Source organism: Neorhizobium galegae (genome assembly GCF_017877135.1).
Lineage (GTDB): Bacteria > Pseudomonadota > Alphaproteobacteria > Rhizobiales > Rhizobiaceae > Neorhizobium > Neorhizobium galegae_A.
In genome coordinates this window covers 77288-97656 of the sequence record NZ_JAGIPH010000003.1, presented here as the reverse complement: position 1 = coordinate 97656, position 20369 = coordinate 77288, and the positions used below count along the sequence as shown (strand labels likewise).

Annotated in this window: 22 protein-coding genes; 7 read left to right on the top strand and 15 right to left on the bottom strand. The window is 62.1% G+C overall.

Annotated elements, in window-relative coordinates; translation table 11 throughout:
* Positions 1 to 10 precede the first annotated feature (10 nt).
* Together J2858_RS10760 and J2858_RS10755 are read left to right on the top strand one after the other, a co-directional pair.
* The gene (locus tag J2858_RS10760) at positions 11 to 538 is read left to right on the top strand and encodes a gamma carbonic anhydrase family protein (protein ID WP_210104815.1); all 528 of its coding nucleotides are present in this window, start codon (positions 11 to 13) and stop codon (positions 536 to 538) included.
* Positions 535 to 1779, top strand: coding sequence for a GGDEF domain-containing protein (locus J2858_RS10755; RefSeq protein ID WP_210104814.1), 1245 nt, complete (start codon positions 535 to 537; stop codon positions 1777 to 1779). The genes J2858_RS10760 and J2858_RS10755 overlap by 4 nt, the downstream gene beginning before the upstream one ends.
* A gap of 5 nt (positions 1780 to 1784) precedes the next feature.
* Here the strand turns inward: J2858_RS10755 and J2858_RS10750 are convergent, their stop codons facing one another.
* The 3 genes from J2858_RS10750 to J2858_RS10740 are packed head-to-tail and all read right to left on the bottom strand — an operon-like array spanning position 1785 to position 3926.
* Positions 1785 to 2189, bottom strand: coding sequence for a Fur family transcriptional regulator (locus J2858_RS10750; protein WP_210104813.1), 405 nt, complete (start codon positions 2187 to 2189; stop codon positions 1785 to 1787).
* On the bottom strand, positions 2186 to 3013 hold the full coding sequence (locus tag J2858_RS10745) for an iron chelate uptake ABC transporter family permease subunit (protein ID WP_210105217.1): 828 nt from the start codon (positions 3011 to 3013) through the stop codon (positions 2186 to 2188). Before J2858_RS10745 ends, J2858_RS10750 begins: the two co-directional genes overlap by 4 nt.
* Positions 3006 to 3926, bottom strand: coding sequence for an ATP-binding cassette domain-containing protein (locus J2858_RS10740; protein ID WP_245365725.1), 921 nt, complete (start codon positions 3924 to 3926; stop codon positions 3006 to 3008). The genes J2858_RS10745 and J2858_RS10740 overlap by 8 nt, the downstream gene beginning before the upstream one ends.
* A 99-nt stretch (positions 3927 to 4025) precedes the next feature.
* Between J2858_RS10740 and znuA the strand changes: the two genes are divergently transcribed.
* The 3 genes from znuA to J2858_RS10725 all read left to right on the top strand — a co-directional run bounded on the left by znuA (position 4026) and on the right by J2858_RS10725 (position 7637).
* A complete protein-coding gene (gene znuA / locus J2858_RS10735; protein ID WP_210104811.1) occupies positions 4026 to 5063 on the top strand; it encodes a zinc ABC transporter substrate-binding protein ZnuA in 1038 nt (345 codons plus the stop codon).
* A gap of 88 nt (positions 5064 to 5151) precedes the next feature.
* Entirely contained in the window at positions 5152 to 6369 is a 1218-nt protein-coding gene (locus J2858_RS10730; protein WP_210104810.1) for a GTP-binding protein, read from the top strand.
* A gap of 149 nt (positions 6370 to 6518) precedes the next feature.
* On the top strand, positions 6519 to 7637 hold the full coding sequence (locus tag J2858_RS10725) for a metallophosphoesterase (RefSeq protein WP_210104809.1): 1119 nt from the start codon (positions 6519 to 6521) through the stop codon (positions 7635 to 7637).
* A gap of 92 nt (positions 7638 to 7729) precedes the next feature.
* Here the strand turns inward: J2858_RS10725 and J2858_RS10720 are convergent, their stop codons facing one another.
* The 3 genes from J2858_RS10720 to gndA form a co-directional block, all read right to left on the bottom strand.
* On the bottom strand, positions 7730 to 8065 hold the full coding sequence (locus J2858_RS10720; RefSeq protein WP_210104808.1) for an RcnB family protein: 336 nt from the start codon (positions 8063 to 8065) through the stop codon (positions 7730 to 7732).
* A 205-nt stretch (positions 8066 to 8270) separates the two neighbouring features.
* Positions 8271 to 9314, bottom strand: a complete 1044-nt coding sequence (gene mgrA / locus J2858_RS10715; protein ID WP_210104807.1) for an L-glyceraldehyde 3-phosphate reductase — start codon at positions 9312 to 9314, stop codon at positions 8271 to 8273.
* A 110-nt stretch (positions 9315 to 9424) separates the two neighbouring features.
* Positions 9425 to 10855 (bottom strand): NADP-dependent phosphogluconate dehydrogenase, encoded by a 1431-nt coding sequence (gndA, locus tag J2858_RS10710; RefSeq protein ID WP_210104806.1) that lies wholly within the window; start codon positions 10853 to 10855, stop codon positions 9425 to 9427.
* A gap of 202 nt (positions 10856 to 11057) precedes the next feature.
* Here gndA and J2858_RS10705 point away from each other — a divergent pair, with 202 nt between their 5' ends.
* Positions 11058 to 11480: an SRPBCC family protein gene (locus J2858_RS10705; protein WP_210104805.1), complete on the top strand. Its 423-nt coding sequence runs from the start codon at positions 11058 to 11060 to the stop codon at positions 11478 to 11480.
* Positions 11481 to 11483: 3 nt separating this feature from the next.
* Here J2858_RS10705 and J2858_RS10700 read toward each other — a convergent pair whose 3' ends face one another.
* From J2858_RS10700 to J2858_RS10670, 7 genes are all read right to left on the bottom strand, one after another.
* Positions 11484 to 12419 carry a lipid A biosynthesis lauroyl acyltransferase gene (locus J2858_RS10700; protein WP_210104804.1) on the bottom strand — a complete coding sequence of 312 codons (936 nt, stop codon included), beginning with the start codon at positions 12417 to 12419 and terminating at the stop codon, positions 11484 to 11486.
* Between the two features lie 4 nt (positions 12420 to 12423).
* Complete coding sequence (locus J2858_RS10695) at positions 12424 to 13452, bottom strand: zinc-binding dehydrogenase (protein ID WP_210104803.1); 1029 nt, start codon at positions 13450 to 13452, stop codon at positions 12424 to 12426.
* 79 nt (positions 13453 to 13531) lie between these two features.
* A complete protein-coding gene (locus tag J2858_RS10690; RefSeq protein WP_210104802.1) occupies positions 13532 to 14821 on the bottom strand; it encodes a beta-ketoacyl-ACP synthase in 1290 nt (429 codons plus the stop codon).
* An 11-nt stretch (positions 14822 to 14832) separates the two neighbouring features.
* Positions 14833 to 16038 (bottom strand): beta-ketoacyl-ACP synthase, encoded by a 1206-nt coding sequence (locus tag J2858_RS10685; protein ID WP_210104801.1) that lies wholly within the window; start codon positions 16036 to 16038, stop codon positions 14833 to 14835.
* Between the two features lie 29 nt (positions 16039 to 16067).
* Positions 16068 to 16538, bottom strand: a complete 471-nt coding sequence (locus J2858_RS10680) for a 3-hydroxyacyl-ACP dehydratase FabZ family protein (protein ID WP_210104800.1) — start codon at positions 16536 to 16538, stop codon at positions 16068 to 16070.
* A 22-nt stretch (positions 16539 to 16560) separates the two neighbouring features.
* Positions 16561 to 16845, bottom strand: a complete 285-nt coding sequence (locus J2858_RS10675) for an acyl carrier protein (RefSeq protein ID WP_210104799.1) — start codon at positions 16843 to 16845, stop codon at positions 16561 to 16563.
* 167 nt (positions 16846 to 17012) lie between these two features.
* The gene (locus J2858_RS10670; protein WP_210104798.1) at positions 17013 to 17972 is read right to left on the bottom strand and encodes a nucleoside hydrolase; all 960 of its coding nucleotides are present in this window, start codon (positions 17970 to 17972) and stop codon (positions 17013 to 17015) included.
* 212 nt (positions 17973 to 18184) lie between these two features.
* On the opposite strand from J2858_RS10670, the gene J2858_RS10665 reads away from it, so the two are divergent.
* Positions 18185 to 18970: a TSUP family transporter gene (locus J2858_RS10665; RefSeq protein WP_210104797.1), complete on the top strand. Its 786-nt coding sequence runs from the start codon at positions 18185 to 18187 to the stop codon at positions 18968 to 18970.
* Between the two features lie 2 nt (positions 18971 to 18972).
* On the opposite strand, the gene cobU is transcribed toward J2858_RS10665, so the two are convergent.
* Positions 18973 to 19500, bottom strand: a complete 528-nt coding sequence (cobU, locus tag J2858_RS10660; RefSeq protein ID WP_210104796.1) for a bifunctional adenosylcobinamide kinase/adenosylcobinamide-phosphate guanylyltransferase — start codon at positions 19498 to 19500, stop codon at positions 18973 to 18975.
* A gap of 462 nt (positions 19501 to 19962) precedes the next feature.
* Positions 19963 to 20244, bottom strand: coding sequence for a hypothetical protein (locus J2858_RS10655; protein ID WP_210104795.1), 282 nt, complete (start codon positions 20242 to 20244; stop codon positions 19963 to 19965).
* Positions 20245 to 20369 lie beyond the last annotated feature (125 nt).

Sequence of the window (20369 nt, the reverse complement as noted above, 5' to 3'; positions counted from 1 at the left end):
GGGAAAGCAGATGCCGCTTTATGCTCTAGGTGACCAGCAGCCGACGGTTCCCGACGGTGCCCGCTTCTGGGTAGCGCCGGGCGCCCATGTGATGGGCAAGGTCGCGATCGGTGAGGATGTCGGCATCTGGTTCGGCGCCGTGCTGCGCGGCGACAACGAGTGGATCACGCTCGGCACGGGCACCAATGTGCAGGAAAACACCGTCATTCACACCGACTGGGGCTTTCCCGCCACCATCGGCCAAGGCTGCACGATCGGCCACGGCGCCATCATCCATGGCTGCACGATCGGCGACAACAGTCTGATCGGCATGGGAGCCACCATTCTGAACGGCGCCCGGATCGGCAAAAATTGCCTTGTCGGCGCCAATGCGCTGGTGACCGAAGGCAAGGAGTTTGCGGACAACAGCCTGATCGTCGGGGCACCGGCCAAGGCCATCCGCACGCTGGACGACGAGGCGGTGGCAAAGCTCAAACTGTCGGCGCAGAATTATGCCGCCAACTGGAAACGGTTCGTCGCGGATCTTCGTCCTCTATGAGCATGTTTTTCTCCTCCGTCGACGAGGCCGATACCGAACTGCCGAACGACATCGACCTTGACCCGCTGATCGAAAAGAGCCTCGTTCAGCCGTGGTGGAAGCTGCGCTTCGAGGAACCCCTGGAGACGGTCTACCAGGCCCATATCGAACGAAACAAATGGCGCCAGACCACTATCGTCGGCGGTCTCTGCCTGCTGATCTTCAACAGCGGCGCCATCCTCGACTATGTCCTCAAGCCGGAAGACATCTGGATTTCGCTCTTTCTGCGCGTCGTTGTCGGCACGGTCCCCTGCGGGCTTCTGTTCTGGTGCACGCGCTATGTCCGCAACCACCGCAGGCGCGACGGCATGGTGGCCGCAGGCCTCCTCCTCATTGCGCTCGTCATCAATCTGCTGCTGGCGATCCGCGGCGGCGTGCCGATGCGGCAGGCGTTCAGCATGGGACTGCTGATCGTCGTGATCAACATCGTGATGCAGCTGCCGCTGATGTTCGCCTTTGTGTGCAACCTCGGCGTCTTTTTCCTCAACGTCGCGTTTGTCATGATCGTCTCCAGACCGAACAGCGGCGAACCGGCCATGGCGCTGGTGTTCATCGCGGTTGCGAGCGCCATCACGCTTCTGGCCTCGCTGCGGCTGGATACGGCGCTGAGACGGCTCTATCTGGTGCTGTTGCGCGAACGGGTGCGCCATGAGGCCGTGCGCCGGGAAAATCAGGCCCTGAACACCTATTCCTATACCGACACGCTGACCGGCATTGCCAACCGCCGCCGGCTGGACGAGGCGCTGCAAAACGCCTGGCAGACGGCGCGCGAAACGCAGAAGCCGCTGGCGCTGCTGATCATCGATATTGACCATTTCAAGCGCTATAACGACACCTATGGGCATCCGGCCGGCGATGCCTGCCTGGCATGGGTGGCGCGTGCGGTGGCAAGCACCACGCGGACAGGACTTGATCTTGCAGCCCGCATGGGTGGCGAGGAGTTTGCCGTTCTGCTGATCGATTGCGAGGCTGTGGGCGCCCGGCTGGTTGCCGAGCGGATCCATCAGGCTGTCTCCAGCTATGCCACGGCCTTATCCGCAAACCAGCTCCTGGAACCGGTCACCGTCAGCATCGGGATGAGTGTCAGCGTGCCGGTGGCCGGCGCATCCGTTGAGGATTTCATCCAGGCGGCGGACGATGCGCTCTACCGGGCCAAAGAGAACGGCCGCAACCAGACCTGCGGACAGGCTGAGGCCGCCTGAGGGAATCAGGCGGCGCAGGCGCTGCAGAGGCCGCGCAGCTCGATCGTGGTCTTTTCCGCCTTGAACCCCTTCTGCCGCGCCCAGCCCTCCAAGCGATCATCGATGGCGTGATCGTGAAATTCGCTCACCTGGCCGCAGCTTTCGCAGATGGCAAACGCCACCGTGCCATGGTGGCGGCAGCAGGACTGCTCCTTGTGGGAGCAGGCCACGAACGAGTTCAGGCTTTCCAGCCGGTGCACCAGTCCCAGTTCCAGAAGCTTGTCGAGCGCCCGGTACACCTGGAGCGGCGCGCGAAACCCGTTGTCGCGCAGCTTGTCGAGGATCGTATAGGCGCTCATCGGTGCATCGGCGCGGTTGAGGGCCTCGAAAACCAGGGACTGGTTTTTGGTCAGGTTCGGCGCGGTGTTCATCGGCGATCTCCCGTCATGGGCGTGGATGAGGCCAGGCCTTTGCCGGCAACGGGCAAAAGGCTGAGGATGAAAAGGACAAGGGCCGCCACCACGATCGAGGGACCGGAGGGCGTGTCGCCATAGAGGGAGCCGAAGAGGCCGCCGATCACCGCAATCGCGCCCAAGACGGATGACAGCACGGCCATGGCCTCGGGGCTTGCGGAATAGCGGCGCGCGGTGGCGGCCGGTATGATGAGGAGCGCGGTAATCAGCATGATGCCGACGATCTTCATGGCAATAGCAATGACGAGCGCCATCAGCAGCATGAACAGCAGGCGGGCCCGATCCGGATTCTGGCCCTCGGCCTCGGCCAGATCATGGCTGACGGTGGAGGCGATCAGCGGCTGCCACAAAAAGACGAGGCAGATGAGAACGAAGGCGCCACCCAGCCAGATCAAGAGGATATCGGCAGGCGTGACCGCCAGGATATCGCCGAACAGGAAGGCAATGAGATCGATGCGCACCGAGGTCATGAAGGCCACGAGCACAAGACCGATGGCGAGCGTCGAATGCGACAGGATGCCGAGAAGCGAATCCGCCGACAGCGCCTGCCGGCGCTGGAGAAGCAGCAGCAGCAGGGACACACCAACCGCCACGGCAAAGACGCTGAGCAGCAGGTTCACCTCGAAGAACAGCGACAGCGCCACGCCGAGCAGCGCCGAATGGGCCATGGTATCGCCAAAATAGGCCATGCGCCGCCACACGACCAGGCAACCGAGCGGACCGGTGGTCAGCGCAAGGCCGATGCCGGCCAGAAGCGCGCGCACGAAAAAATCGTCAAGCATGGCGATGCGCCTCCCCTGCCCGATGCGGATGAGCGTGGTGGTGATCGTGGTCATGCGCATGATCTTCATGCGCGTGGTCGTGACCATGGTCGTGGTCGTGGCCTTCCGCGTGATGATGACCGTCACCCGGATGGCAGTGATCCGTAATGCTACCATCGCCGTGCTGGACACGACCATCCGGCAGATGGGTATGATCGTGATTGTGGTTATAGACGGCAAGGCCGCGGCCGATATTGCCAAACAGCCGGCGGTAATCATCGCTCTGGCTGACAACCGCCGGCGTTCCCCGGCAGCAGACATGGCCATTGAGGCACACGACCGTATCGGTGCCGGCCATGACCATATGCAGATCATGCGAGATCATCAAAATGCCGCAGCCGGTTGTCTGGCGGATCGACCCGATCAGTTCGTAAAGCGCCGTCTCGCCGGCGAAATCGACGCCCTGCACCGGCTCATCGAGCACCAGCAGGTCCGGATCGCGGGCCATGGCGCGCGCCAGAAGCGCCCGCTGGAATTCGCCGCCGGAGAGATGCTGCACCTCCGCCTTCAACAGGTGGGGTATGCCGACGGCCTCCAGCGACGCCATGAGCTTACCGGCCTTCAGCCGGCCCGTGAGCTGCATCAGGCGTTCGACGGAAAGCGGCATCGTCCGGTCGATCGACAGTTTCTGCGGCACATACCCGACCGAAAGGCCGGCGGAGCGCACAACCGTGCCCTCATCGGGCTTCAGCACGCCGATCGCAAGCTTCGCCGTCGTCGATTTTCCCGCGCCGTTCGGCCCGATCAGGGTGACGATCTCGCCGCGTGCAATGGTGAGATCGACGCCGCGCACCAGCCATCGTCCCTGCCGGAGAATGCCGCCATTGGCAATCGAAACGAGCGTCCCCTCACGGGCTTGCGGTTGCATCAACATCAAATTTCCTGCCGTGGTGTTGCCCTCTGCTATTACACACGTTATAGCGTAACACAACCAATGTAATAACATTACAAAATACATTCAAGGAGCGCCCGCATGAAGTCCGTAACCGCAGCCCTGTTGGCGTCCGCCACTCTGTTTGCCGCGGCCGATGCCATGGCCGCACCTCAGGTGGTGGTGTCGATCAAGCCGATCCATTCGCTCGTCGCCGCCGTGATGGAGGGCGTGGGCGAGCCGAAACTGATCGTGGAAGGGGCAGCCTCGCCGCACACCTATACGATGAAGCCCTCCAACGCCCGCGCCATCCAGGATGCCGACCTCGTGTTCTGGATCGGACCCAACATGGAAGCTTTCCTCGACAAGCCACTGGACGCTCTGAGCAAATCGGCAACCGTCGTGGCGCTTGGAGATGCGCCGGGTCTCCAAAAGCTGCCGTTCCGCGAAGGCGGCGCCTTTGAAGCCCATGACGACGGCGATGAGCACGAGGCGCATGAAGCGGGCGATCATGGTGCAGAGCATGCCGAAGCGCATGACGATCACGCTGGCGAAGACGCCCATCAGCATGAGGCGCACGAAGCCCATGCCGAGCATGGCCACGCGCATTCCCACGAAGGCTTCGACACGCATATGTGGCTCGACCCGATGAATGCCAAGGCGATGGCAAAGGAGATCGAGGCAAAGCTCATTGCCGTCGACCCTGAAAACATTGCCGTCTACAACAAGAACACGCTGGCACTCCTGAAGAAGATCGATGCTCTGGATGCCGACCTGAAGGCGACCGTCGAGCCGGTGAAAGACAAGCCCTTCGTGGTGTTCCACGATGCATACCAGTATTTCGAGCACCGCTACGACATTCGCGTGGCGGGCTCAATCACGGTGAGCCCCGAAACGGCACCCGGCGCCGAACGCCTTTCCGACATTCACAAGAAGCTCGTCGAGCTTGGGGCGGCCTGCGTGTTTGCCGAACCCCAGTTCACGCCCAAGCTGATCAAGGTCGTGACCGAGGGCACCAAGGCGCGCGCTGGCGTTCTCGACCCCGAAGGGGCTTCGCTGAAGGAAGGGCCGGAGCTCTATTTCCAGCTGATGCACAACCTTGGCAACGCGCTCAACGAGTGCCTGTCTCGCGACAGCTGAGCCGCAAACGGCCGCGACTGAACAAAGGCGGGCTTTCCGCCTTTTTTCAGAACATAATATGTTACGTTATAACAATTGGAGCATTCAGATGGATCATCGTCCGACGGACAAACGACTGCCGGTGACCGTGCTCTCCGGCTTTCTGGGGGCGGGCAAAACAACGCTGCTCAATCATATCCTCACCAACCGCGATGGGCTTCGCGTGGCCGTCATCGTCAACGACATGAGCGAGGTCAATATCGATGCGGCGCTGGTGCGCGACGGTGGCGCCGGCCTCTCGCGCACGCAGGAACAGCTGGTGGAAATGACCAATGGCTGCATCTGTTGCACGCTGCGCGACGACCTGTTGAAGGAGGTTCGTCAGCTCGCCGAACAAAGACGCTTCGACTACCTGCTGATCGAATCGACCGGTATTGCAGAGCCGCTGCCGGTGGCGGCCACCTTCGAGTTTCGCGACGAGAGCGGCAAGAGCCTGTCGGATGTGGCGCGGCTCGATACGATGGTGACGGTGGTGGATGCCGCCAACCTGCTGAAGGATTATGGCTCTGCCGATTTCCTCTCAGACCGGGGTGAAATTGCAGGCGAAGGCGACACCCGCACGCTCGTCGATCTTCTGGTCGAGCAGATCGAGTTCGCCGATGTGGTCGTGCTGAACAAGGTGTCAGCGGCATCGCCCGAGGCGCTCTCGGCGGCCCGCGCGATCATTGCCGGTCTCAACCCCGATGCGCGCATTGTCGAGGCGGATTTCGGCGCGGTGTCATCCGGCTCCGTGCTGGGCACCGGCCTCTTCGATTTCGCCCGGGCAGAAACCCATCCGCTCTGGTTCAAGGAATTGCACGGCTTTAACGATCACGTTCCGGAGACGGAGGAATACGGCATTCGCTCCTTCGTCTACCGGGCGCGCCGGCCGTTCGATCCGGCCAAACTGCATGAGTTCATCAACCGGTCCTGGCCGGGTGTCATCCGCGCCAAGGGTTTTTTCTGGCTCGCCACCCGCCCCTATCACGTCGGGGAAATTTCCCAGGCAGGTGCGCTCATCCGCACGCAGAAACTCGGACTCTGGTGGGATGCCGTGCCGCGCAACCAGTGGCCGGACGATGCCGGCTTCAGGAGCGGCCTTGCCCGCTATCTCGATCCTATCTGGGGTGACCGGCGCCAGGAGATCGTCTTCATCGGTGCCGATCAAATGGACGAATGCTGGATCCGCAACCATCTCGACATATGCCTTCTGCCGGACAGCGAATTCAAGCCGGACCGCTGGCGCGATCTGCCGGACCCGTTTGCCAGCTGGAGCCGGGCGAGCTGACGCAGAGGCCTGATAAAACGTCACCTGCCGTTTGACACAGCGCGATGCAGTGACCACATGCGCCTCACCGCACGGCGCGCCTGGATGGCCCTAGCAATCCAGACGCGCCGGCTTTGCGTAGCAGGCAGCAGTTGTCATAGGCGTCATTCATGTTTCATCTTATTTTCGGTCTGCCCTGGCTGGTGGTCGTTCTGCGGTTCATCCAGCCCCTGCCCTGGCTTTTGTCGGTCAAGCTTGTCGTCGCTGCGGTTCTGCTCGTTGCTTCGCAATACCACTTCATCAGCCGGCTTTCCTCCGGATCGGTGTTTTCGCCGGAATTTCCGCGTCCGCTGATCATCGCCTTCAACATCATCTTCGGCGCGCTCGTTCTCCTCGCCGTCTTCCAGCTGGCACTCGATGCAATCTCGCTGGTACTTCTCGCCCTGAAGGGCCATTTCCCCGCCGTGCCGCCTGTTGCGCGCTATGTGATGGGGCTTGCAGCACTGGCGCTTTCAGCCTTCGGCGTGTCGCAGGCCGTACGGGTGCCGCCGGTGAAGACCATCGACATCGCGATTGCCGGCCTGCCCTCGGAATTTGACGGATACCGCCTTCTGCAGCTGACCGACCTGCATATCAGCCGCCTTTTCCCGGAACGATGGGCGAGAGACGTCGTCGCCCGCTCGAACGCCCTTGGCGCGGACCTGATCGTCGTCACCGGCGATTTCATCGACGGAAGTGTCGAGAGCCGAAGGCAGGACGTCGCACCGCTGGCAGGCCTTGCGGCCCGTGACGGCGTCTATGCCATTCCGGGCAATCACGAGTATTTCTTCGAGTATGAGCGCTGGATGCAGCATCTTACAGGCCTCGGCCTCTCCATGCTCTCCAACAACCATACCGTCATCCGGCGCGGCGAGGCAGCCCTGACTCTTGCCGGCGTCACCGACCTGTCGGCCGCGCGCAGTGCAGCGCCCCCGCACGATCTTGCCGCTGCCCTTCGCGGCGCGCCGCCGCAGGCGCCGGTCGTTCTGCTCGACCACCAGCCGATGCTGGCCGCCACCGCTGCCAAGGCGGGCGTCGCCCTGCAGCTTTCCGGCCACACGCATGGCGGCATGATGATTGGCCTCGACCGGGTGGTCGCCCGCGCCAACAATGGCTTCGTCTCGGGCCTTTACGAGGTCGATGGCATGCAGCTTTACGTCAACAATGGCACGGCGCTCTGGCCGGGCTTTGCGTTGAGGCTCGGCATTCCCTCGGAACTGACGGTCATCACCCTGCGCCGCAAGAACTGACGGGGCGCCAGGCGAAGCAAAGGCGAAAACACGAAAACCCGGCGCGAGGCCGGGTTTCCAGATCATGAGCCGCTTTATCGATTGGTTGGGGTTCAGCGACCCGCCACGACGCTCGCGATGATGCCGCTTGCCGCACCGATCAGCAGGAACTGGTTATCCACCCGCACCCACTGGTAACCGCGGGGCGGCGCCGACAGACGGTACTGGCGATAATCGCGGATGTTGGCGAGGCGTGCGCGTTCCGCCCGCGTCAGCTTGTGGCCCTTCGACCAGCGATGCTTCTGCACCACGACCTTCTTCTTCTCGATCACAACCGTGCGCTCGCTGGGGCGATGGCGGTCATGGCCATGGCCGCGATAATCCTGCGCCTGGGCAATCGGGGCGGCCAGAATGGTGGCGGCAGTCAGAAGGGAAATCAGGACTTTCATGGGGGTGTCTCCTCGTTTTCTGTATTAGACACCCTGAACCTAGCCCTGCGGGGATGAACGACAGATGAACCTCAACATTACAATTCCGCAATGATTAAAATGGCTTGGCTGAAGAATTTAAGGTTTCCATTGAGATATTCACCCGATTTATGGGACAAAAAACCCGGCACGAGGCCGGGTTCATGATACGTCGGTCAGGCCTTTGTCAGCGTGTCGGGCCTTCCCGTTCCGCCGATTTTGCCCAGAGATTGATATCGGCATCCTTGGCAAAGACTTCGATTTCCGCCAGTTCTTCGGCGGTGAAATCCGGGCGATCGAGCGCGACGACGCAATCCACCACCTGCTCCGCACGGCTCGCGCCGATCAGCGCCGAGGTGACGCGGCCACCGCGCAGAACCCAGGCGATAGCCATCTGCGCCAGTGTCTGGCCGCGCTTTTCGGCAATGGCATTGAGGCCGCGCAGATTGTTGACATTGCGCTCGTTGAGGAAGGCCGGACGCAGCGACTTGCCCTGTGCCGCACGGCTGTCCTCGGGAATGCCGCCGAGATATTTCGACGTCAGCATGCCCTGGGCGAGCGGCGAGAAGACGATCGAGCCCATGCCGACATCATCGAGCGTATCGAGGAGGCCATCCTCCTCCACCCAGCGATTGATGATCGAATAGCTCGGCTGGTGGATGATGCAGGGCGTGCCGAGATCCTTCAGGATCGCGGCCGCTTCCCGGGTGCGCTTGGAATTATAGGACGAGATGCCGACATAGAGCGCCCGGCCGGAGCGCACGATATGATCGAGCGCGCCGCAGGTTTCTTCAAGCGGCGTATCCGGATCGAAGCGGTGCGAATAGAAGATGTCGACATAGTCGAGGCCCATGCGCTTCAGGCTCTGGTCGCAGGAGGCGATCAGATACTTGCGGCTGCCCCATTCGCCATAAGGACCCGGCCACATGTTGTAGCCGGCCTTGGAGGAGATGATCATCTCGTCGCGGTAACCGGCAAAATCGGTCCTCAGGATTTCGCCGAAGGCGGTTTCGGCGCTGCCGGGTGGCGGGCCGTAATTATTGGCGAGATCGAAATGGGTGATGCCGAGATCGAAAGCCGTACGGCAGATGTCACGCTTGCGCTGGTGCTCGGTGTCTTCCCCGAAATTGTGCCAGAGGCCGAGCGAGATCGCCGGAAGCTTCAGCCCCGTGCGGCCGCAGCGGTTGTATTTCATCTTGGAATATCGGTCTTCAGAAGGCTGCCAGGCCATGTTCGGTCTCCTCCGGATTGATGGCAGGTCCGCCCAGCGCGAAAGGCGTGGACGGAAAAGCCGTGCGCAACGGTTTTGTTGCGCACGGCCGATGTGTCAGGATCAAAATCTCAGGCGTTGAGGCCGCTGCCCCAGGGCCCATGCGGCTTGTCGACGCCATCGACGCGCTCGAAACCATGGGCGCCGAAGAAATCGCGCTGCGCCTGGATGAGATTTGCCGTGCCGCGGCCGCGACGGTAGCTGTCGAAATACGACAGAGCCGACGACAGCGCCGGAACCGGCAGGCCCGACATGACGGCCGTCGAGACGACGCGACGCAGCGCGCTGTCGGTTTCCTTCACGAGCGCGGCAAAGGCGGGCGTCACGATGAGGTTTGCGATATCGGGATCCTTGGTGAAGGCAGAGGTGATCTCGTCCAGGAATTCCGAGCGGATGATGCAGCCCGCGCGCCAGATCTTGGCAATCGTCGGCATTGGCAGGTTCCAGCCATATTCCTTCGATGCGGCGGCCATCACGGCAAAACCTTGCGCATAAGCGCCGATCTTGGCGGCCAGCAGCGCGTTTTCCAGATCGTCGAGGAAGGCCATTCCGTCGATGCCCGGCATGGCAACCGTCTGCGGCAGGCCGAGGATCTGTTCGGCGGCCTCACGCTCTGCCTTCTGCGACGACAGGATACGGCCGGCAACGGCAGCTTCGATGCCGGTTGCGGCAACGCCGAGGTTCTGCGCCTCGATGACCGACCACTTGCCGGTGCCCTTCTGGCCGGCACGGTCGAGGATCACGTCGACCATCGGCTTGCCGGAAATCGGATCGGTGGCCGACAGCACCTTTTCGGTGATCTCGATCAGGTAGGAATTGAGGCGGCCCTTGTTCCAGCGGCCAAAGACCTGCGAAATCTCGTCTGCCGACAGTTTCAGGCCATCGCGCAGGATGCCGTAGATTTCGGCGATCATCTGCATGTCGGCATATTCGATGCCGTTATGGATGGTCTTCACGAAGTGACCGGCGCCGTCATTGCCGAGCCAGGCGACGCATGGCTCGCCATTGTACTTGGCGGAGATGGAGGTGAGGACGTTTTCGACGCGCTTCCAGCTGTCTTCCGTGCCGCCGACCATGATGGACGGACCATGGCGGGCACCTTCTTCGCCACCCGAAACGCCCATGCCGATAAAGGTCAGCGGGCTGTCCTTCAGATTGTCGAAGCGGCGCATCGTATCGCGGAAATTGGCATTGCCGGCATCGATCATGATGTCGCCGGCCGACAGATAAGGCTTCAGGAGCTCGATCTGCTGGTCCACCGGATCCCCGGCCTTGATCATGATGATGATCGGGCGCGGCGGGCGAATGGCGGCGACGAATTCCTCCATGGTTTCGCAGGGAATGATCTGACCCTGAAGACTGCCGGCTTCGGCATAGAATTTTCGCGTCGCCTCAACCGTGCGGTTGAAGACGGCAATTTTGTTGCCCTTTTCGGCGATATTCAAGGCGAGGTTGGACCCCATGACACCGAGACCGATTAGGCCGATTTCTGCCTGTTCCACGGACATATCTCCATTGCGATTGGGTGCCTGTTTTGGCACCACAGCTGATAAACGGCAAGGCCAAGGCTGCGCAAACCGATTAAATTCGTCGCGGCTCTTGGCATTCAGCCATTATTTTGAGCAGGGTTTTACAAGTCCGGCTTGAGAAGCGCCGGCCCCTGCACAGGACCTAACGCGCAAGACAGGACGGAGGATCCGGCACATGGAACCGATGCAAGCAAAAGCAGTCCATATCGGCATTCGGCGCGACTGGCGCGCGGTCTATGCCTTTGCCCAGCGCCCGGAAAACATCGGGCGCTGGGCGGCGGGCCTTGGCGCCGGCCTTACACGAGACGGCGCCGACTGGCTGGCCGATGGCGGCCCGCTCGGCACCGTGCGGATCAGCTTTGCGGGGGAAAATCCGTTTGGCGTCATCGATCACGTGGTCCACATGCCGTCGGGCCTCAAGGTCCACAATGCGTTTCGCATCGTGCCGAATGGCGATGGTGCAGAAGCGATATTCCTGCTGACCCGCCTGCCCGGCATGTCGTCGCTGCAGTTCGAGGAAGATGCGCGCCAGGTGGCAGCGGACCTGGCACGGCTGAAACAGATCCTCGAAGAGGAAAACCTTGCCGAAGACGCCTGAGGGTCAGGCCTTCAGCGTATGCTTGATATTCCAGCGGTCGTGATACCAGAGCCACTGCTCGGGATGTTCGCGCACCCAGCTTTCAACCTTGTCGTTGAGCAGCTGGCCAAGCGCCTGCACATCGACGGCGCCTTTGTCGTTGCGCGGCACGTCGATCTTCGGTTCGATTTCCAGCCGGTAGCGATTGTCAGGCAGGCGGATGCTGCGGGCGGGGTACACATCGCAATCGAACTGGCGCACGAGCTTGGCAAGGAGCGGATTGGTCTGCACCGGCTGGCCGAAAAATTGCGTGGACAGCCCCTTCTGGAACTTCTGGTCGACCAGAACGCCGATGGCCTTGCCCGCCTCCAACTGGCGCGCCAGCGCAAAGGAGGATCCGGCATGCGACGGCACGAGTTTTCCCATGCGCGCGGCACGGAACGAAAACACTTTTTCGGCAATGTAGGGATTGTTCGGCGGGCGGAACATCACCGTGACATTGAGCCCGAAGGCATTGCCGGCAACCGGCAGAAGCTCAAAATTGCCGGTATGGGCGGTAAAGACGATGAAAGGACGCGGGTTTTCGCGAAGCTCCAGAAAAATCGGTATGCCCGAGACCTCGATACGGCCGGGCGTCTCGCTCTCGGGATTGAAATCGAACAGGCGGTCGAGAAAGACATATTCGACCGCAAGCCGCCCCATATGCCCCCAGCTGGCAAGCGCGATCGCCTCACGCTCGCTCTCCGATTTTTCCGGATAGGCATTGGCAAGATTGGCGAGCATCAGCGTGTGACGCCCGGTGCGCGGTCCAATACACCGCACCAGCCAGTCGGCAAAGCGGATGGCAGGGTCGGCGGGCAGAAGCTTCAGCAGGTTGAGGAAGGAAAAGGCAAGTTGCGCCACCAGCCATTGCTGGAAATGGCGCGCCTTCAGCACAATCCTCGTCAGGAGCATTTTCAAAGGATCAATCCATCCTGAGGATGATCTTGCCAAAGATCTGACGGCTCTCCATGCGCTCCAGCGCCTTATCGATCTCGCCGAAGGTCACTTCCGTATCGATGACCGGATGCACGATGCCGCGCGCCATCTTCTGCATGGCGTTTGCCATGTTTTCCATGCGGCAGCCGAAGGAGCCAAGCAATTTCAACTGCTGCTGGAACAACATCATCAGGTTGACATCGGTCGACACACCCGAGGTGGAACCACAGGTGACGAGGCGGCCACCGCGCTTCAGGCTGAACATCGACGCGGCAAAGGTATCCTTGCCGACATGTTCGAAAACCACGTCGACGCCCTTCTTCTTCGTCAGCTTGCGCACGACGCCTTCGAACCGGTCATTGCGGTAGTTGATGACGTGATCGGCGCCGAGCGCCTTCGCCTTCTCGATCTTGTCGTCGGAGCCGACGGTGGTGATGACGGTGCAGCCGATCTTCTTGGCGAGCTGAATGGCGGCCGAACCGATGCCGGAACCGCCGGCATGGATCAGAATGGTTTCGCCGGGCTCGAGCTTCGCATTGTCGAACAGCATATGCTCGACGGTGCCGAAGGTCACCGGTGCGAGCGCTGCGGCCACCGCATCGACGCCGGGCGGGGCCGGAACGAGCTGGCGGGCGGGAATGTTGATCTTTTCCTGCGCAAAGCCATCGAGGTGGAAACCATGCACGCCGGCGACGTGTTCGCAGAGATTGTCGCGGCCTTCACGGCAGGGCTTGCACAGACCGCAGGTGCGCGCGCCATAGATCGATACCAGCTGACCGGGCAGCACGCTCGACACGCCGGGGCCGATCGCTTCCACGACGCCGGAGGCTTCCGCGCCGATGGTGAGCGGCATCTTGCGCTTGGCAAACGCCATGCCGCGCCAGCCCCAGACGTCGATATGGTTCAGCGCAACGGCCTTCACGCGCAGCGTCACCTCGCCCGGCGCCGGAGCGTCCGGTTCCGGAATGTCGGTCGCTTCAAGACGGCGGTCGTCGATCAGTTGCAAAGCGCGCATGCGTTCTTATCCTTCGCCCGGAGGCGTGCGTTGAGGTCTTCGTGGGCGCCGGAACCGGAGCCGGGTGCTGAACCGGTGTTTAGGCCGGCTCCACCGTCATGACAAGGCTGGCGTTCTGGCCACCGAAGCCGAACGAGTTGGACAGCACCGCCGTCACCTGCTGGTCGCGCTTCACATTCGGCACGACATCCAGAACGATGGTCGGATCCGGATTGGTGTAGTTGATCGTCGGCGGCAGCGTTCCGGTCAGCATGGTCTGGATCGAAAAGACCGCTTCGACCGCACCGGCCGCCGTCAGCGTGTGGCCGATCATCGACTTGTTGGAGGAAGACGGAATGCCATCCTTCAGCCGCTCGCCAAAGACGGACAGCATGGCGCCATATTCCATCTTGTCGTTTTCCGGCGTCGAGGTGCCGTGGGCGTTGATGTAGCCAATGCGGCTTTCATCGAGGCCTGCATCGTCAAGCGCTGCGCGAATGGTGGCAATCGCCGGGCCGCCGTCCGGAGACGAGCGCGTGCGGTGGAAATGATCGGCCTTTTCACCGCAGCCCTTGAGGATACCCAAAACTTTGGCGCCGCGGGCGACGGCTGATTCGAGCGATTCCAGCACCAGTGTCGCTGCCCCTTCGGCAATCACGAAACCGTCGCGATCCTTGCTGAAGGGTTTGGATGCCTTTTCCGGCGGATCGTTCTGGGTGGACAGCGCAGACAGAAGCGAGAAGCGGATGAGCGCTTCGGCAGACACCGAGCCATCGGTTGCAACCGTCAGCGCGCGGTCCGTCCGGCCCTGGCGAATGGCTTCGACGCCGAGCTGGATGGCAGTGGCACCGGAAGCACAGGCCGTCGACAGCGTGACGGGCAGGCCGCGTGTGCCAAACACGTCGGACAGCCGCTCGGAGATCGAGCCGAACTGCGCGGCTTCCAGAAACACCGGATCGGGCCGCTCGCGCATGGCAGCCAGGAACCGCTCATACGCATCGCCTTCCGTCTTGGCCGACGGCGCGCGGTCGGCAAGCTCGAAGCGGGCACTCCATTCCGGTTCGACCGGGGGAGCGGCAAGAAACAGCGGACCTGCGAAATCACCGGAGAGACCCGCCTGCGCCAGGGCCTCGCGCGTCGTTTCGCGGGCAAAGGCGAACGAGCGCTCGACGGAATTGGGGTGCGGAACCTCGATGAAATCCACCGTGCCGCAAATGCGGGTGGAAAGCCCGTCGGTCGGGAAGCGCGTGATCTTGTGGATGCCGGAGGTACCGGAGGTGAGCGCTGCCCAGTTATCGGTGAGCCCCTGCCCCAGCGACGTGATGACGCCCATGCCGGTCACGGCGACAATCGGCCGGCCGAGATGATCCTTGAAAGCTGTGCTTGTCATGATGAAAATCCTCAGCCGTTTGCCGACAGGACGGCAAGGCCTTCGCCGCGCATATAGCCGACCGTGGTGACGACGGCATGGCTTGCACCACCGCTCATCGGGCGCTCATGATCGGTATCGAAAGCCGGTACGTGGGCATGGTTATCAAGGGCAAGGGCCGCCAGCGCAAGGCCGAGCGGGAACTGCGCTTCCATGGCATGGCCGGTCACCCCGCCATAGCCGCGAATGGCGGCACCCGGAAATTCCGCTTCAAGCGCTGCCCGCTCACGCGCGGCAAGATCCACCACGCCACTTGAGCCGGAAAACACCACGAGATCACCGGGCGTCACATCCGAGGCAAGGTTCGATAGGCGGCCAAGCCGGGTCTCCAGCCCACGGTCCTCGCGGCTGCCGCGATCGCCTTCGATCGCATCGACCACCGCGTAAATGTGGGCGCCGCGCGTTTCCGCATGGGTGCGCGATTCCATGACGAGGAAGGCGCCGACGGAGCCCATCATCATGCCGCCACCGTTTTCGATGGCGCGCGACCAGAGCGGATGCCAGTCGCCGGTTGCATGGGCACGGATGCCCTCGACCAGAAGGATGATATCGGCACGTTCGGCGACAAAGGCGCCGCCGACGAGCGAATGGGTCGACTGGCCGGCCTTAATGCGGTGGTACGCGGTCTCAACGGCCGAAATGCCGGCGGCCTCTTCGCCCATGAAGGTGCGCGAGGAACCGGTGACCTTGTGGACGATGGAGATATTGCCGGCCATCAGGTTCGACAGCTGCGCGAGAAACAGCGTCGGGCGCAGCTCCGTCGTCAGCTTCTCGTTGAGCAGCTGTTCGCGGTCGTTGCGCTTCAACGCCTCGTCGACGATCAGCGAATCGACCTTGATGTCGCGCTCGCCGCCGCCGGCTGCCACGATCATGTCCATCGAGCCGCAGGCTTCTGCATTGTCCTTCAGCCCTGCGTCATCCAGCGCAAGACCGGCTGCGAACACGCCGAGGCGCTGCCAGTTTTCCATCTGGCGCTGGTCACCGCGCTTGGCGATCTGGGCGGACCAGTCGATTTCCGGCATCGGATGGACGGGATAGGGCTTGAAGCGTTCCGTTTCGATCGGCGGACGTGCTACGGTCGCACCGGTCAGAAGCGCCACATGCGGCTCCTTGCCGACGCCCTGACAGGTGACGATGCCGACACCGGTGATCACGACATCCTTGTCTGAACTGCTCATCTTGAGGTCGATCCTTTTTATGCCGGCCCTTATCGCTGGCCCAGCGCATCCATGAGGCCGACTTCGCCGGCGCGCTTGCGCACGATATCGGCCAGCGGCACCTCGTCGAACGGCATGGTGCGCAATTTCAGCTGCGCGTCGCAGACCTTCTTGCCCGCAGAGGTGATCTTCGCCTTGGTGACCGCGTAGCCGGATCCCTCATGCTCCAGAAACACCTCGATGTCGAGAACGGCATCGGGTTCAACGAAAGCGCGCATCTTGGCGCCATCGACGGACATCAGAAACGGCATGGCGGCAAAATTGCTCGACGCCAGCACCATGAACCCGCTTGCCTGCGCCATCGTCTCGATGAGGAGAACACCCGGCACCAGAGGCATGCCGGGAAAATGGCCTTCGAAGACAGGGCTTTGCGAGGGCACGACGGAGCGCGCCTTCAGCGTTTTTGCCTCAAGATCGACCGCTTCGACGCGATCGATCATCTGGAAATATTCAAGAAGCATCAGGCTTGGCCGGCAAGGCGTTTCAGCCCTTGGCCGCCTTCAACTCGTCGATCTTGGCGCAGAGGTTCTTCAGCACGAAGTATTCCTCGGTGGAAACCTTGCCTTCGTTGACTTCCTGTGTCCACTGCTCGAGCGGGATCTTGATGCCGAATTCCTTGTCGATCGCAAAGACGATGTCGAGGAAGTCGAGGCTGTCGATGCCAAGATCGTCGATCGTGTGGCTTTCCGGCGTAATGGTTTCGCGGTCGATCTCGCTGGTTTCTGCGATGATATCGGCGACTTTATCGAAGGTAGCGGTCACGCTCATGTCCTCTGAGTTCTGATTGTTAGGGTTCCACATAGGGAAAAGACGCTTCGATGCCAATGGGCTGCGACGCGCAAGTTCAAATTTTGCACCTGAACTGTTGCCGAAACAGCATCCGGCGCTATGGCGGCGTGGTCGATCGGGACCAAAGGCGGGCCGAAGCCCTTGCGTCAGGCGGCGCGAGCGTCGACCAGGGCTGCCCGGATAACCTCGAGCACGCCCTCAGGACGCACGCCGACGGTCACCTTCTGGCTTGGAAAACCATCCCAGGCACCCGGCGGAAAGCCGCGGCCATCCGGCTTCTGGATCGTCTGGCCATCGGCAATGCCGCCGCAGACGACGCGGATGGCACCGCTTCTGGTGTCGAACAGGTCCGGACGCACGAGGTAGACGCAGGCGCAGCTGTCATGCACCACCATGCCGTCGGCGACACGGGTCTTGTAGAAATCGATGTAGAGCTGGGAAATATCCGAGAGCAGCCGGATTTCAGGCGCGCCCGAGGCGACCATCTCGGCTAGGAACCCGCTCGTCATCACCGTCTGCAGCGTCACGTCGAGACCGACAACCACGACCGGCCAGGCGGCGGTGAACACGATATCGGCGGCTTCCGGATCGCCATGGATATTGGCCTCGGCGGCCGGCGAGACATTGCCGTTCACATTGAACGCGCCGCCCATGATGACGACCTGCTTGACGAGACCGGCAATCTCCGGATCCGCCTTCAGCGCCAGCGCAAGGTTCGTCATGCGGCCAACGGCAATCAGCGTGATCTCGCCCGGATGGGCACGCACGGTGTCGATGATGAACTGGAATGCCGGACGCGGATCTTTTTCGCGCGACAGAGCGTCCGGGACCGGCACGTCGCCGATGCCGTTATGGCCGTGGATGGCGGTCGGCCAGTAGGCGCCGCCGCGGGCCGGATCGAATGTCTGGCCTGCCCCTTTGGCAACCGGCGCCGGGATATCCCAGGCTTCGCCCAGATAAAGCGCATTGCGGGTGGTGATCTCGATCGGTGCATTGCCGAAGACGGTCGTCACACCCACAAGGTCGATCTCAGGGTGCTTGTGAAGGAAGAGAAGCGCCATCGCATCATCGATGCCCGGATCCGTATCGAAAATCACCTTGTGCATGCTGAACTGTCCTGCCGGTTTTGAAGTGCGGCACAATAGCGCCGAACGCCGCCGACGCAAGCCCGGCGGGCGGTCGCCCGCACCGGATCACAGAAAGGAGGGCAAAGGCCGCGCCATACGCTTGCGACAGATGCGCCGAAGTGCCAGAAGGCGGCGTCCGCCCCTGCCGATCCTGCCCCCCCCACGCCCGCCCTGCCCCCGAAAGTTCATCCGTGCACGACCTTGCCCCCCAGATCCTCGCGCTGCTCTTCCTGGCGGCGATCCTTGCCGGCTTCATCGATTCGATTGCAGGCGGCGGCGGCCTGATCACGGTGCCCTGCCTGCTGCTCGCTGGCGTGCCGCCGCTCGAGGCGATCGCCACCAACAAGGTGCAGGGACCGTTCGGCACGGCGTCCGCCACTCTTGCCTATGCAAGGCGCGACCATGTGAAGCTGAAGGAACAGCTGCCAATGGCGCTCATCGCGATGCTCGCCGGCGGCATGGGAGCGCTGATTGCATCCCACGTGCCGGGGCGCCTTCTGGGGGCCGCCATTCCGTTTCTTCTGGTTGCCATCGCGCTGTTCTTTGCCCTGAAACCCAATCTCTCCGACAAGGACAGCACGCGCCGCATCTCGCCCGCCGTCTTTGCCGTGACGGCAGTTCCTTTCGTCGCCCTTTATGACGGGATTTTCGGCCCGGGCGCCGGCTCGTTCTACATGCTGGGCTTCGTGCTGCTGGCAGGCTTTGGCATGCTGAAGGCGACCGCCCACACGAAGCTTCTCAACCTCGGCTCCAATCTCGGTTCACTCGCCGTCTTTGCGGTGAATGGCGCAATCCTCTGGAAGGTCGGGGTGATCATGGGCGTGGGGCAACTGATCGGCGCCCAGATCGGCTCGCGCCTTGCCATGCGCGGCGGCGCCCGTCTCATCAAGCCGCTGCTGGTCATCTCCTGCCTCGCCATGGCCACGAAACTCGTCGCCGATCCAGCGCATCCGATCCGCCTCTGGCTGGGTCTCTGAGGCTACCCCTTCATCTTCAGCGGCAAGCCGGCAGCGATGAAGAAGACCGTATCGGATACCGCCGCGAGCTGCTGGTGCAGACGCCCGGCATAATCCCGAAACTGCCGTGCCATCCGGTTTTCCGGCACGATGCCAAGGCCGACCTCGTTGGACACGAAGACGACGGGACCAGACAGCCGGTCGAGCGACGCGACCATCTGCCGTGCCTCCTCCTCCACCGGGCGCTCGGCCATCATCAGATTGGTAAGCCAGAGCGTCAGGCAATCGACAAGCACGATCCGATCCGGGGACGCAATCTGCGTAAGGGCAGCGGCAAGATCTATGGGTACGTCGTGGGTCACCCAGCCATCGCCACGATCGGCACGGTGCTGCGCGATGCGATGCCGCATCTCGTCGTCCCAGGCCTGCCCCGTCGCCACGTAATGTTTCTGGAGGCCGCTTTCCGTGGCGAGGCCTTCGGCAAATCGGGATTTTCCCGATCGGGCGCCGCCCAGCACGAAGGTGATCTTGCCGGAATGCTCAATTGCCATGCTCTGCGCCATGAAATGTCGGGTAAGAATGGGACGGACCAGGCTTGCCGCATCGCCCGCGTGAAGGAGTGGCAAATTCGTAGGAAAAGAGGTCGCCACCCCGGCTGATCACGTGCACAATCCGAAAGCCATCGGCTGGAAGCCTGCAGAGAGAGCGGCACCTGCACGCCCACAACCCTGCCCGCCATGATCCTGTTCTCCACCGGAGAACGCCGATTGGTCCGTCCAGCCCTGCTGCGACGTCCCGGACACAGCAAAACCTCAACGACACTGAGGCAGGACAGGCACACTGTCAACCGTCACCGGCGCGCATGTTCATGAGGAAGGTTAAGAGGGGGCCACCCATCACGTCGCCCGAAATGCTGAAAGGGCGCAAAAAGGAGAGCGATCTGGCTCCGGGACGCAACACCTATCCGGAGCCATGGGCTTGACGCCTCGACAGACTGAATAGCCGTCCATTCGTTACCGACCGGTTATTAAGCCGGCGATTTTTTCGATTTTCTGGCGCCGGCTTCGATATTTTTTTGACGGGCGAGAAAGGGCGCTAATCAGATAGCATGTGTCAAACTTCAGGCGTGACTTTTGGACGATTTTGAAAGCCTTGCCGGCTGCATGACAAGCGCCGCCGACAATAGCGGCAGCCTGCACCGCAAGTGGCGTCTTTTGATGCAGAATACCCGGTTTGCGAGCGCCCTCACCCCTTGCTAGCGGCGGCACGTCCTCCCGGGCAAGGTTGATTTTCAACACGAAACGCTTAGGCTCACATCCCTGTCACATGCACGGGTCAAAATCCGCAGCAAGCGGAAACCCGAAGCAACGGCGCCCGCATCAGCAGACATGACATAAGGTCCGCCACCGAAGCGGACCCG

Bases quoted from the DNA above. Each gene is read 5' to 3' on its own strand.
- J2858_RS10760 (WP_210104815.1), top strand. From the start codon at position 11: ATGCCGCTTTATGCTCTAGGTGACCAGCAGCCGACGGTTCCCGACGGT.
- J2858_RS10755 (WP_210104814.1), top strand. From the start codon at position 535: ATGAGCATGTTTTTCTCCTCCGTCGACGAGGCCGATACCGAACTGCCG.
- J2858_RS10750 (WP_210104813.1), bottom strand. From the start codon at position 2,189: ATGAACACCGCGCCGAACCTGACCAAAAACCAGTCCCTGGTTTTCGAG.
- J2858_RS10745 (WP_210105217.1), bottom strand. From the start codon at position 3,013: ATGCTTGACGATTTTTTCGTGCGCGCGCTTCTGGCCGGCATCGGCCTT.
- J2858_RS10740 (WP_245365725.1), bottom strand. From the start codon at position 3,926: ATGTTGATGCAACCGCAAGCCCGTGAGGGGACGCTCGTTTCGATTGCC.
- znuA (WP_210104811.1), top strand. From the start codon at position 4,026: ATGAAGTCCGTAACCGCAGCCCTGTTGGCGTCCGCCACTCTGTTTGCC.
- J2858_RS10730 (WP_210104810.1), top strand. From the start codon at position 5,152: ATGGATCATCGTCCGACGGACAAACGACTGCCGGTGACCGTGCTCTCC.
- J2858_RS10725 (WP_210104809.1), top strand. From the start codon at position 6,519: ATGTTTCATCTTATTTTCGGTCTGCCCTGGCTGGTGGTCGTTCTGCGG.
- J2858_RS10720 (WP_210104808.1), bottom strand. From the start codon at position 8,065: ATGAAAGTCCTGATTTCCCTTCTGACTGCCGCCACCATTCTGGCCGCC.
- mgrA (WP_210104807.1), bottom strand. From the start codon at position 9,314: ATGGCCTGGCAGCCTTCTGAAGACCGATATTCCAAGATGAAATACAAC.
- J2858_RS10705 (WP_210104805.1), top strand. From the start codon at position 11,058: ATGGAACCGATGCAAGCAAAAGCAGTCCATATCGGCATTCGGCGCGAC.
- J2858_RS10695 (WP_210104803.1), bottom strand. From the start codon at position 13,452: ATGCGCGCTTTGCAACTGATCGACGACCGCCGTCTTGAAGCGACCGAC.
- J2858_RS10690 (WP_210104802.1), bottom strand. From the start codon at position 14,821: ATGACAAGCACAGCTTTCAAGGATCATCTCGGCCGGCCGATTGTCGCC.
- J2858_RS10685 (WP_210104801.1), bottom strand. From the start codon at position 16,038: ATGAGCAGTTCAGACAAGGATGTCGTGATCACCGGTGTCGGCATCGTC.
- J2858_RS10680 (WP_210104800.1), bottom strand. From the start codon at position 16,538: ATGCTTCTTGAATATTTCCAGATGATCGATCGCGTCGAAGCGGTCGAT.
- J2858_RS10675 (WP_210104799.1), bottom strand. From the start codon at position 16,845: ATGAGCGTGACCGCTACCTTCGATAAAGTCGCCGATATCATCGCAGAA.
- J2858_RS10670 (WP_210104798.1), bottom strand. From the start codon at position 17,972: ATGCACAAGGTGATTTTCGATACGGATCCGGGCATCGATGATGCGATG.
- cobU (WP_210104796.1), bottom strand. From the start codon at position 19,500: ATGGCAATTGAGCATTCCGGCAAGATCACCTTCGTGCTGGGCGGCGCC.